The organism is Microbacterium sp. JZ101 (assembly GCF_053903175.1).
Map to the genome: position 1 here is coordinate 461,895 of NZ_CP096400.1, position 12,133 is coordinate 474,027.

9 protein-coding genes are annotated in these 12,133 nt (G+C 74.4%); all 9 read right to left on the minus strand.

From position 1 onward, the window contains the following. From M1D56_RS02020 to M1D56_RS02060, 9 genes are read right to left on the minus strand one after another with little or no spacing between them, the layout of a single operon-like run. The gene (locus tag M1D56_RS02020; RefSeq protein ID WP_456284520.1) at positions 1–906 is read right to left on the minus strand and encodes a glycosyltransferase family 2 protein; all 906 of its coding nucleotides are present in this window, start codon (positions 904–906) and stop codon (positions 1–3) included. Then, positions 903–2,186, minus strand: coding sequence for an O-antigen ligase family protein (locus M1D56_RS02025; RefSeq protein ID WP_456284521.1), 1,284 nt, complete (start codon positions 2,184–2,186; stop codon positions 903–905). The genes M1D56_RS02020 and M1D56_RS02025 overlap by 4 nt, the downstream gene beginning before the upstream one ends. Next, positions 2,176–3,669: a hypothetical protein gene (locus M1D56_RS02030; protein WP_456284522.1), complete on the minus strand. Its 1,494-nt coding sequence runs from the start codon at positions 3,667–3,669 to the stop codon at positions 2,176–2,178. Before M1D56_RS02030 ends, M1D56_RS02025 begins: the two co-directional genes overlap by 11 nt. A 22-nt stretch (positions 3,670–3,691) precedes the next feature. Continuing rightward, positions 3,692–4,417 (minus strand): CDP-alcohol phosphatidyltransferase family protein, encoded by a 726-nt coding sequence (locus tag M1D56_RS02035; protein ID WP_456284523.1) that lies wholly within the window; start codon positions 4,415–4,417, stop codon positions 3,692–3,694. Further along, the gene (locus M1D56_RS02040) at positions 4,414–7,242 is read right to left on the minus strand and encodes a fibrinogen-like YCDxxxxGGGW domain-containing protein (protein ID WP_456284524.1); all 2,829 of its coding nucleotides are present in this window, start codon (positions 7,240–7,242) and stop codon (positions 4,414–4,416) included. Before M1D56_RS02040 ends, M1D56_RS02035 begins: the two co-directional genes overlap by 4 nt. 14 nt (positions 7,243–7,256) lie before the next feature. Then, entirely contained in the window at positions 7,257–7,988 is a 732-nt protein-coding gene (locus M1D56_RS02045) for a hypothetical protein (RefSeq protein ID WP_324012733.1), read from the minus strand. Continuing rightward, on the minus strand, positions 7,985–9,496 hold the full coding sequence (locus M1D56_RS02050) for a lipopolysaccharide biosynthesis protein (RefSeq protein WP_456284525.1): 1,512 nt from the start codon (positions 9,494–9,496) through the stop codon (positions 7,985–7,987). Before M1D56_RS02050 ends, M1D56_RS02045 begins: the two co-directional genes overlap by 4 nt. Continuing rightward, complete coding sequence (locus M1D56_RS02055) at positions 9,493–10,362, minus strand: WecB/TagA/CpsF family glycosyltransferase (protein WP_282980469.1); 870 nt, start codon at positions 10,360–10,362, stop codon at positions 9,493–9,495. Before M1D56_RS02055 ends, M1D56_RS02050 begins: the two co-directional genes overlap by 4 nt. After that, positions 10,362–11,903, minus strand: a complete 1,542-nt coding sequence (locus M1D56_RS02060; protein ID WP_456284526.1) for a sugar transferase — start codon at positions 11,901–11,903, stop codon at positions 10,362–10,364. The genes M1D56_RS02055 and M1D56_RS02060 overlap by 1 nt, the downstream gene beginning before the upstream one ends. Between the last annotated feature and the right edge of the window lie 230 nt (positions 11,904–12,133).

Sequence of the window (12,133 nt, forward strand, 5' to 3'; positions counted from 1 at the left end):
TCACATCCCCCGTCCGCGCGCGTTCAGGGCCGAGACGACGCGCCCGCCCGACACGAGGTGGAGGCCGACGCACATCGCGAGGTACGCGCGCGGCTGCAGGAGGTCGTGGCGGATGGCCGCCCGAGCCCATCGCCGGGCGGGGGCGAGCGCGCCGAGCGCTCCGTGCGCGAAGGCGATCTGACCCTCGATCCGCGCGCGGCCGCGCGCGGATCGGGCGAACTCGGGGTGCTTGTCGAGCAGGTAGCTGAGGCCGTCGGCGATGCCGCGCCAGCGCTCGCTGAAGTACGACGGCCGGTCCCAGTGGATGATCGTCAGCGGCGCCGCGACCGCGGCGATGCGGCCGATCTTGGCCGCGCGCAGCAGCAGGTCGTAGTCCTCGCCGTAGCACGCGGGCAGCTCCTCGTCGACGAGACCCAGGCGCCCTCGCGCATCGGCCGTGCGCAGGAGGAAGGAGGACGGGTGCAGCTCGGTGATGCGCGAGCGGAGGAGGTCCGCGAGCGCGACCCGCTCGGGCGCGAGCCGGTCGTGCGCGCCTCCCGTCGAGAGGATGCGGATGCCGGTGGCGGCGATGACGACGTCGGGGTCCTCGAGGAGCGGCAGCTGCGCCTCGAGCTTCCCGGGCGCCCATTCGTCGTCGTCGTCGCAGAAGGCGATGAGCGGCGCCTCGGCCGCGAGGATCCCCGTGTTCCGACCGCCCGCGAGTCCGGGCGTCCGGTCGTTCGCGATCGTCCGCACGACGTGGCGACCGCGCGGGAGGTCGGCGAGGGGATCGACCGCGCATCCGTCGAAGACCACGACGATCTCGAGCGGGTGCGCCGTGTCCTGAGCGAGCACGGAGCGCACGGCCCGTCGCAGGAGCTCGGGGCGGTCGCGGGTGGCGATGACGACGGTGACGCGGGGGTTCATGAGGACGGCCTCTCGAGAGCGGTGTCGTGGGGAAGGGCGGCGGCCGCCGGGAGGAGGGCCAGCACGAGCCCGTGCGGGAGCACGCCGTAGTAGAAGACCTCGACGAGGAGCACCACCTGCACGACGTGGACAGCGGTCATCCGCCTGCGCACATGGCGCGTCGACCACGCGAGCCAGAGGAGGGCGAGGAGGAAGACCGCGAGCGCGGGCAGGCCGTGCGAGAACATCACCATCCACACGTGACCCTGCGTGCCCGCGGACGGCGCGCCCTCCGTCCACGACGGGCGCGGCGCCCCGTAGCCGAAGACCGGGGACCGGAGGGTCCGCACGAGCGTCTCCTGGTAGAGGTCCGCACGGTCCTCGGTCGACGAGCTCGACTCGACGCGCCCGAGGAGCCGGTCTCCGACGTCGAGCACCGCGGCCGCGGCGAGGCCCACGGCGCACGCCGCCGCGAGGCCCGCGACGGCGCGGACCCGACCGGAGGCGAGGAGGATGAGGCCCCCGTAGACCGCCGCGACGCCGAGCCCGATGAACATCCCGCGATTGAGGGTGAGGAACGCGGGGACGAACGAGAGCGGGATCGCGACGAGGAGGCCGAGGAACCGGAGGTCCCGGGGGATGCGCGCCACGTACGAGATGACGAGCGGGAGGAGCATCGAGTACGCGTTGCCCCAGCCGTTCGTATAGAGGAAGGGAGCGGCCGGGCGCGGATCGAGGACCGTCCAGGCGTCCGGGTTCCACTGCGTCGCCCGCCGCACGACCATCTCGCCCACGAGCTCGTTGCTCTGGAGGCCGCGGGGGAGCACGTAGCCGAGCGGGGTCCGGAAGGAGAACTCGGGGGCGATCACGCCGAGCCATCCGCCTGCCACGACGAAGAGCCAGAACAGCGTGAGCATGCCGAGCAGCCAGTCGAGCGTGATCGTGCGGCGCGCGTTGTAGACGTAGAGGAAGGCGATCGTGATCGAGAGGTACTGCAGGGCGCGGTAGACGAACCCGATGAGCCGGCCGGGGGTGTCGATCCCGATCACCGACACGGCGACGAGCGCGAGGAACAGCAGCCAGATCCCGAAGCCCCGCGGCGCGCGGACGTCGCCGCGGCGGATCAGGAGCACCGCCATGGCCGCGGCGAGCGGGATCCACGCCATCTCGGCCATCCCGAGCGCCCACCACAGGGGGAACGCCGCGAACATCGCGGTGATCGGCCAGCGCGGCAGGTCGCCGCGAGCCTCCGTCGCGGTCGGCCGCGCGGAGGCCGGGGCGAACGCCGTGTCAGACCGCATCGGCGTACTCCTCGCGAGCGGGCGTCTCGTCGGCGGCAGGCGCGATCTCCCGTCGGCCTGCGCGGCGCCGTGATCGCCGCCGCTCGCGGGGGACGACGACGGCGCCGATGAGGGGCACCCCCGCGGTCGCGGACTCGTCGCGCAGGGCGGCGGCTGTGGTGCGGCGGCTCGCGCCCTCCTGCAGCACGACGACCACCGCGTCGGCCAGACGCAGCGCGGCGAGCAGGTCGGCCGTGCCGGCCGAGACCGGGACCGCGAGCATGACGAGCGTCCCCTCGGGCGCGGACTCGACGGCGACCCGCGCCTCGGCGGTGCGCGCCTCGCCGTGCAGGTCCGCGCGCCCGAAGCGGACGCTGAGCCCGGGCACGGCGGCCCGGGGCGCCGCTCCGGCCGATCGGAGGACCGCGAGGCGCCGCTCGGAAGGATGGGGGAGCACGAGCCGCACGGCGAACCCGCTCTGCGCGGTCGCCATCGCCAGCCCCGTCGCGACGGCCCCCTCCGACGACGTGTCGTCGAGCACCGCGACCGCGCGCGCCCCGGCGGGGAGGTCGGCGAGCAGGCGCTCGCGTGCGATGCGCATCGCCTCGGCGTCCGGCGCCTCGAGGGGCGTCCGCGGGTGCGGCGTGCGGAGCGTGGCGAGCACGCGCGCGCCGAGCGCGCGCGTGATCTCGGCTCCGCTGCGCAGACGCCCGTCGAAGGGCTCGCGGAGGAAGGCCAGCAGGATCCCGACGATCGCGCCGATCCCGATCCCGGTCGCGGCCGTCGTGTAGCGCGGCGGTGCCGAGTCGATCGGGTTGTCGGCGGCTCCCGTCAGGACGCTGCCGCCCGAGGTGTCGACGCTCTGCAGCGCGTTCCGCTGCGACAGCAGGCCCTCGAGCTCGAGGAGGATCTGCTCCCGGTCGCTCGTCGCCTGCGCCTGCGCGGCGCCGGATCCCGCATCCGCGATCGCCGCGTTCGCCTCGGCCAGCTGCGCGTCGAGCTCGTCGATGCGCGTGCTGAGCCCCGAGACCATGACGTCGAGCCGGCTCTCGGCCTGCTCGCTGCGGTAGGCGAGGTAGGCGGCCGCGACGGAGTCCGCCCGCTCGATCGCGAGCGCGCGCGTCGCGGCCGTCGCGGAGACGTGGGCGATCGTGCCGCCCTCCGAGATCGTGACGTCGACGGTGTCGTGGATCTCGCGCGTCGCGTCGGCGTCGCCGAGCAGGGTCGCCGCGCGCTCGGCCACGACGTGGGAGCGGGCGATCGCGGCCTCGGTGGCGTCGTCCAGCAGACCCGACGCCGCGCGCTGCGGATTGAAGGGATCCGTCGTGATGACGGAGAGGTTGACATCGGTCGTCGCCGTGATGCGCTGCGGGGCGACGAGCAGGTAGGCGATCGCGGCGATCGCCCCGATCGCGATCGCGGCGACGACGAGGCGCCACTGCCTGCGCAGCACGCGAGCGTAGTGATCGAGACCGAGTGTCGTGGTGTGTGCGGTGTCGGACATCGTGCTTCCCCCGGTGAAGCCGTCACCTCAGACGGCGGTGCTTGCGGCGCATCGAGATGCCCGCGTGGATGAGGTTCGCGATGAAGAGGAGGACGTAGACCGCGGCGAAGGCCGCGTGCGCTCCCCACAGCGCGAAGGCCCAGCACAGCGTGCCGGGGTCGGTCGGGATGAGCGCGACCGACTTGGCGACGCCGCTCGACTCCGAGACCGAGCGGCCGTGACGCGACGCGAGCTGCTCCGCGAGGATCTGGCTCATGAACTGGCCCGACGTCAGGAGCGCGAAGCCGAGCGCGACTCCCATCAGCCAGACGTCCTGAGGGCGGTGCACGAAGCATCCGACCGCGACGCCCAGGTGGATCGCCGGGGAGCGGATCGCGTCGACGACGTGATCGAGCCATTCGCCGGCCGGGCTCGACGCCCCGCTGAGCCGGGCGACCTGGCCGTCCGCCGAGTCGAGGACGTATCCCGCCGCCAGGAGCACGGCGGCGACGACGCCCGAGCCCGCGGACGGCGGGGCGGCCGCGATCACGGCGATGCCCGCCGCCGACATCGCTGCGCTGAGCATCGTGACCGCGTTCGGCGTCATCCCGATCCTCACCGCAGCGGCTGCGACGCCGCGCGCGAGGCGGCGATTGATCCAGCGCGTGTACGCGGGGACCCCGGCGCCGCTCTTCTGCGCCTGCGCGAGGGCGGTGCGCGAGGTGCGGAGGGCGCGCGCGGGCCGCGCCGATGCCGTCTGGGCGCTCATGGCGCCGTCACCGTCATCTCGAAGCTGTGGCTGTTCGCGGTCCGGTAGTTGGAGTGGACCTCGACCGCGATCGTGTTGGCCCCCGTGCGGAAGGCGGTCGCGGGGATCTCCGCCACGTACGGCTGCGCCATCGCCGTCGTGCCCGAGACCGCGGTGTTGGCGTAGGTGCTCGCGGTGACCGGGCCGGGGTCGATGTTCCTGCGGAGCACTTCCGCCCCGTTGACGTAGACGACGACCCCGTCGTCGACCCGGACCGAGAAGCGCAGCGCGACCGCGCCGCCCGGGAGGTCGATGTCGTGCCGGTGGTAGCTCGTGAGCGGGCGAGGCGACAGCGAGGTGTCGAGGGCGGTCGCGATGTCCGACGTCCCCCAGCCGACGGGAGCCGCGCCGCTGAGCCAGGAGCCGTCGTCGAACTCGGGAGCAGCCCAGTCGGACGGCGGCGCGGCGGTCGACCAGAGCGTCGCCCAGGTCGAGCCGGCGTCGATGAGCGTCGGCGAGGCCGGATCGGGCCCGGGAGCCGCCTCGGCGGGGACGGCCGGGGTGCTCGCCGAGCGGTTCCCGGCCGCGTCCACGGCGCGCACGGCGTAGAGCGTGCCGTCGGGAGCGGGCGGGAGAGCCGCCGACGTCCCTCCGACGGTCGCCACCACGCGATCGGCCCGCAGCACCTGGTAGGCGGTCACGGCGCGGTCGTCCGTCGCCGCCGTCCACGTGAGGTTCACGCCCTCGGTCGTCCTGACGGCCTTGAACGCGCCCGGCGTCGACGGGCTCGTGACGTCGGAGGGGGCGTGGCGCACGAAGCCGCCCGACCACTGGCGCACATAGCCCGCGCGGGTCGAGTAGCTGTAGTCGCCGCCCTGCCAGAGCGTGCCGCGCGAGTCGACGAAGAGGGCCCAGGCGCCGGCGCCGGCGCGTGTGTTGAGGATGCCGTTGAACGACTCGAGGTACTCGCCGCTCTCGGCGCTCCAGGCGCCGCTGCCGTAGATCGCGTGCGCGCCGGTCCACGCCGTCCCGATGCCGGGCCACACGGTCGCGCCCTCGTAGTTCGTGCCGAAGCAGTGGCAGCCGGCGTACACGGTCTCGCCGTCGGACGCGATCGCCTGGAAGTCCCCGCCGGCGAGCGTGATGTTCGAGCTCGCCATCTCCATCGTGTCGCGGCGGTAGCTCATGAGCGAGTGCTCGGAGCCGCCGAGCCAGACGCGATCTCCGACCTCGAGCACGGCCTGCTGGTAGCCCTGGCGGCCGCTCGTGCGGTTGGAGAACACGACCGGCCACGGCGTGAGCGACTCATCGGCGGTCGACAGCACAGCGGCCTTGTCGGCGGGGCGCCCCTTCGACTGGCTGAAGAACCCGGCCGCATACACGCGGTCGCCGTGAGCGGAGGCGTCGAGGCTGATGACCGTTCCGTTGAACTCCGGGTTCCACGCGTCCGGCACGCTGCTCGCGATCGAGAACCGCACGGTGTTGCGCGCATAGACCTGAGCGCCGGTCGCGGCCTTGGCGTGGGTGAAGGACCCGCCCACGTACAGCCAGTCGCCCTGCACGTCGAGGGTGCGCACGACGGGCACGCCACCGGAGAGGAAGTTCAGCAGGGCGCCCGTGAACGAGGCGTCCACGGCGCCCGTCGTCGCGTCGAGCACGACGAGGCCGGGGTGGCTCTCGCCGTTCACGGTCGAGAAGTAGCCGCCGACGGCGATGCGCCCGCCCGGGAGCGGCGCGAGGGCCTTCACCTGGTTGTCGAACACCGGGCGGAAGGTCGAGATCCAGGTGCCCGTGTCGCGCTCGAACGCCGCGAGATACGCCTGCTCGACCGCGCCCGAGCCGCCGGCCGAGCGCTGCACCTTCGTGAAGTTGCCGCCCACGAAGACGCGGTCGACGTTCTCGGTGAAGGCCGACACCTCGTTGCTGCCCTCGAGGGTCGATGGGCCGGCGCCGAGGCCGGCGACACCCCACGGCTGGGTCTGCGCGAAGGCCTCCGCGACCGCCGTGCCGGCCGTCGCGGGCGTGCCGGCGGCCGGGACCGGTGCGAAGACATCCGCGCTCAGGAGCTTCGGTCGGATGAAGACCTGCGTGAACGGCCGGGCGTAGCCCGCGTTCGTGCTCGGCGACCACAGGTAGCTCGTGCCGTCGGGTGAGCCCTTGATGTCGGAGCCGTACCCGAATCCCATCGCCCAGCCCTCGGCGGAGCCGGTGATGGTGCGCACGCGGATGAGCCCGTTGTCGTTCCCGAAGTTGCTCGTCGTCCCGCCGGTGCCGTTGCGGTTGCCGATCCGGAACGACCCCACGCGCTGCTGGTTGTTGAATTCCCACGTCCACTCGTCGCGCGGGCTGGTGAGGCGGAAGCGCGTGTCCTGCCAGGACGTCCCGGCCGCGTTCGCGGCGCGGACGAGGCGGATGCCGTCGGCGAGGGCGCCGATCGGCTGGTCGTTGTTGAGCTGGTCGATGAGGGCGCCGGGCAGCTGCCGGGGCGTGAACGCCGCGGTGCCCGTCGCGGGCTCGCGCACCTGCGCGGGCGTCCCGGAGCCGAGGATGGACTCGGACCATCCCTGGCGTCCGCGCCCCACGAGGACCCAGCCGCCGCCATCCGTCTCCTGGTCGCAGTAGAACTGCTGCGCGGAGCCCATGGCGGGGGTCGCGAGCCAGTAGACGCCGCTCGGGGCGTCGGGGTCGACCTGCGCGACCTCCCAGCAGGAGGCCGCGGCCGTCGCCTCGGTGCGCCCGTCGGGGGCGGGCAGCGTCGGATCGGCGGCCGTCGCGGGGATCGGAGCGGCCAGCGTCGCGATGAGGGCGATCGCGGCGACCGCCGCGATGCGGGTGCGGAGTGTCATGAGCGGGCCCTTCTTCAGCACGCCGGGTCGTCGGGGAACGAGCGGGAGAGGACGCGCCACGTGCCGTCCTCGTAGACGAGGTCGAAGAGGTGAGCGGCCCGCGGGTGGGTGTCCTTCTCGGAGCCGATCCGCTCGCCGTCGGCGTCGACGAGCTCGAGGCCGCTCGCGTCGATGCAGGCCTTCACCTGCGCGGTGGCCGGCTCGGCCTCCTCGTCGAGCGCGAGGATCTCGAGCCCGACGACCTGGGACTCCCCGACGTACGACCATCCGTTCGCCGAGAGCTCGAGCCACTGGGCCTCGAGCTCGGCGCGGTAGGCGCCGGCGGTCACGTCGGCGAGGAGCGCCTCGAGATCGCCGGGGCGGGCCGCATCCTCCGCGTCGGGCGGGGTGAGCACCTCCTCCACGAGCTCCTCGGCCGGACCCTTCTCGAGATCCCGGTCGCCGAAGCGGCCTCGCCCCTCCGCATGCTCGTCGCGATCCGGCTCGGGAGCAGGACGGGTCGTCGCGGGCGGAGCCGGGCGGTCGCGCCGCGGCGGCTCCTCGGTCGCGACCGGCGTCGCGGATGCGGTGGGCGTCGGGGTCGCGGATGCCGTGGGCGTCGGAGAGGGCGGAGCCGCCTCGTCACCGGGGTCGGCGTTCGCGACGGCGCCCGCGAGGAGCGCGGCGCCGATCGCGACGAGCAGGGTGGCGGCGCCGGCGACCGAGCCGGCCACGGTCGCGGACAGCCGGGAGCGATATGGACTCATGAGAGGTCTCCTGAGGTGCTCCGCCGGATCCGAGCGAGATCGGCGAAGGCGTCGAGGTGAAGGGAGCGCGGGGCGAGCCGCGCCCAGGTGAGAAGGGCGCCGCCGCCGACGACGGCGGCGACGGCGAGGCCGAGCCAGGTCGAGCCGAGCAGCAGCCGGGCGCCGAGGGCGGCAGCCCCCACGGTCGAGAGCGCGATGAGCAGCGGGCGCACCCCCGCCGCGAGCGGCAGGGGCAGCGCGAGGACGCGGTGCACCTGGATGGTCGCGAGGATCGCGTCGAGGAGACAGGCCGCGGCCCACGCGACGGCGGCCCCGGTGACGCCCCAGAGCGGGACGAGCACGAGCAGGAGCGCGACGTCGGCCGTGACCGCGATCGCCTTGTTCGCCGCGGCGAGACCGCTGCGGCCGCTCATGAGGAGCACCGAGTGGACGCTGCCGGCGAGGAAGGTCACGACCGACCCGAGGCAGAGGGCGGCGAGCGCGACCGCGCCCTCCTCGAAGGATGGCCCGAGCAGCGACAGGGCGAGCGGCGAGAACACGGCCAGGAGCAGGTAGAGCGGTGCGCTGAAGAGCACGAGCCAGGTCGTCGCGGCGCGGAAGAGGTCGGCGAGGGCCGCGTGGTCGCGACGGTGCAGCAGGCGGCTGAAGACGGGCGAGACGACCACGCGGATGGCGGAGTCCACGAGCGATCCGGCGGACGCGATCCGCGTGGCGGCGCCGTAGACCCCGGCAGCGGCCGGGCCGGCGATGGCGCCGACGATGAGCACGTCGAGCCAGATGAGCAGCTGCGACAGGAACTCCGACACGACACGGGGGAGCGCGTAGCGGCGCAGGCGCCGCGGAAGACCGGACGACCGGAACGCGCTCGCGGTCATCGGCTCGACGCCGAGCGCGTCGACCCGGCGGCGGAGGACGAGCAGGGCCGCCGCGAGGGCGAGGGCCGCGGGCGCGGCCCACGCGAGGCTCGCGGCGACCACGCCGCCCCCTGCGGCGACGGCGAGGGCGACGGCCGCCGGCCGCAGCGCCGGGAGCCCGACGCCGCCGATCGCGACGTAGGGGCCGACCCCGCCGAGCGCTCGCTCCCCGGCGAGCGCGGTCAGCATCATCGCCGCGAGAGGGAGACACCATGCGGCCGCGGGAAGCGCCGCGGCCACGGGGCCGTCGAGAAGCGCGGCGCCGAGGGTCAGCGCGACCGCGCCGACCGCTCCGCCGAGCCCCGCGACGGCGATGAGGTGCGCGAGCGCGGGGCGGATGGCGCCGCGCTCGCCGTCGGCGAGGCGGGGCAGGATCCACAGCGCGGCGGAGTCGGCGCCCCACCGGGCGAACCCGAGTGCGATCGTGAAGAGCGCGATCACCTGCAGCACGATCCCCGCACCGACGTCGCCGAGTAGCCGGCCGAGCAGCACGACGAGCGCGAGTCCGAGGACGGCGCTCGCCGCGGACCCGGCGAAGCTCAGCGCGCTGCCCCGGGCGAGGGCGGCGCGGTCGGATGCGGCGACGGTGCTCATGCTGCCCGGTGGTGCGCGATGCGGGTCGGGCGCCGCGAGGCCTCGGCGAGACGCTGGCGGACGACGGCGGCGACGAATGCGGGGTTCCCCGCGAGATAGCGGCGCGCGAGCCGGCGCGGCTCGAGGCCCAGCCGCCACAGCCACTCGAGACCGGCGCGGATCATCCACTGCGGCGCCCGGCGATGCGTGCCGCTCAGCCAGTCGAAGAGCCCGCCGCAGGTCAGGACGACCGGCGGCAGCTGATCGCGGTGCCGCTCGACCCAGCGCTCCTGCACGGGGTCGCCGAGCCCGACGAAGAGGATCCGGGTGCCGTGCTCGCGGATGTCGCGGATGAGGGCATCCGACTCCTCGTCGGGGATGTACCCGTGGCTCGTGCGGATCGCGAGGCCCGGCAGCTCCTGCGCCATCCGCTCGGCCGCGGCCGCCGCCACTCCCGGGCGTGCGCCGAAGAAGTACACGGGCAGCCGGTCGCGCGCGGCGGCCGCGAGCAGCGGAGCGGCGAGATCCGTGGTCGCGACCCGCTCGGGCAGCGCCGCGCCCAGCAGGCGCGTCGCCCAGACGACGGACTGCCCGTCGGCGTAGTTCATCGTCGTCGTCGCGAGGAATCGGCGCAGCGTCGCGTCGTGGCGCGCGAGGTTCACGACGTGCGCGTTCACGCCGACGAGGACGTCGACGCCCGTCGTGCGCGTCATGGCGACGATCGCGTCGACGAGGGCGGCCATGGTGAGCGACCGCACGGGGACGCCGTCCACGATGCGGGCTTCGCCGAGCCCGATGCCCTGCTCGGCCGCCGCCGGCCGGCTGAGCGCTGCGGCGCGGGCGAACGAGGGGACCGGCAGCGCGTGGCCGGGGAGGATGACGGACATCAGTACGCTCCTTTCGGGCGGACCATCACCCTGACGGTGCGCCACATGATCGAGATGTCGTCCTGGAGCGACCAGTTCTCGACATAGCCGAGGTCGATCCGGACGCTCTCCTGCCAGGACAGGTCGCTGCGCCCGCCGATCTGCCAGGGACCCGTGATCCCGGGCTTCACGTAGAGCCGCCGCACGGTCGCGTCGTCGTACGCGAGGACCTCGCTCGGAAGCGGCGGGCGCGGCCCGACGACGCTCATGTCGCCGACGAGCACGTTCCAGAACTGCGGCAGCTCGTCGAGCGAGTAGTGCCGCAGGAAGCGGCCGACGCGCGTGACGCGCGGATCGCGGCGCAGCTTGAACAGCGGGCCGGCGCCCTCGTTCTGCGCGCGCAGCTGCGCGAGCTCGGCCTCCGCGGTCGTCCGCATCGAGCGGAACTTCACGAGCCGGAACGTGCGCCCGTCGCGCCCCACGCGCTCCTGCGTGAAGAAGACCGGGCCAGGGGAGTCGAGGGCGATCGCGAGCGCGATGATGGGGGTGATCAGCGCGATGCCCGCGAGCGCGACCGTCGAGACGACGATGTCGAACGCCCGCTTGAGGACGAGGGCGCCGCCGTCGTACTCCGGCATCCGGAGGCGGACGAGGGGGAGCCCGCCCACCGCGTCCAGCGACATCCGAGCCCGCGCGACGTCCATGACGCCGTTCGCGACGATGAGCTCGGCGGCCGTGCCCTCGAGGCACCAGCCGAGGCGCTTCACGAAGTCGGCGTCCGAGGCGGCCGTGCTCGCGACGATCACGGCGTCCGCGTCGCGTCGGGCCGCCTCCTGCGCGATGTGCATCGCGGCCGCCTGCGTGCGCGGCGCCTCGTCGAACTCCACGGCGCCGACGACGCGGTACCCCGAGGCGTCGCTGCCGGTGATCGTCGACGACACGCGCGCGACGTCGGAGGGGCGGCCGGTGACGAGGGCGCGCGAGACACGCAGGCCCGCGGCGCGCTCGGCCGTGAGCCGGCGTCGCCAGATGGTGCGCGCGGCGAGGAGGCCGGCGAGCCCGATCGGCGCCGCGACGAACAGCTGCGCGCAGATCGCGGGGGCGCCGGTCACGACCAGGCCGAGGCCGAGGAGCCCGAAGACGTCGAGCGTGACAGCGGCGACCCGCGCGAGCTCGCGTCCGCGGGTGTCGTGGACGCTCCGCGGTGCCGCGATGGCGAGGCCGATCCACCAGAAGAGGCCGAGCGCGACCGCGAAGAGCACGGGGAGCGCGGGGGCGACGACCGCGGAGGACGGGGCGAGGGTGCCGCGTGCGGCGAGCGTCGTGGCGGTCGACGGGCCGGTCGAGGAGACGGCTCCGGCGACGAGCGCCGCGAGGGCCACGACGGCGGCGTCGGAGAGCAGCACGCGCGCCGTGTGGCGGCGCTCGAGGCGCCGTCTCCGCTCGAGCGAGGGGGCCACGCGCGGCGTGCGGATCGCGGGAGCGGCTTCGCGGCTCGCCCGCGAGGGGGAGACGAGACGGCTGCTCGGCGCGAGGACGAGCGCCCGCTCGAGCACGGTCACCGGTGTCCTCCGCCACGGCGCGTGCGCGAGCCGGGTGTCCTCGTGACGGATGTGGGTCCCTGCTCCCCGATACCGGAATACATCGCGTCTCCCCGCTGCGCCTCGCCGTGGACATCCGGGAGGCGCGCGCTCGCCGGCGCCTCCCGTCACAGGGGAGGAGCGGTCAGCGCGGGATCTGATACATCACGGCTGGATAACGGCGCGCGGGCAGAGCCCCATGCGCTCGGACG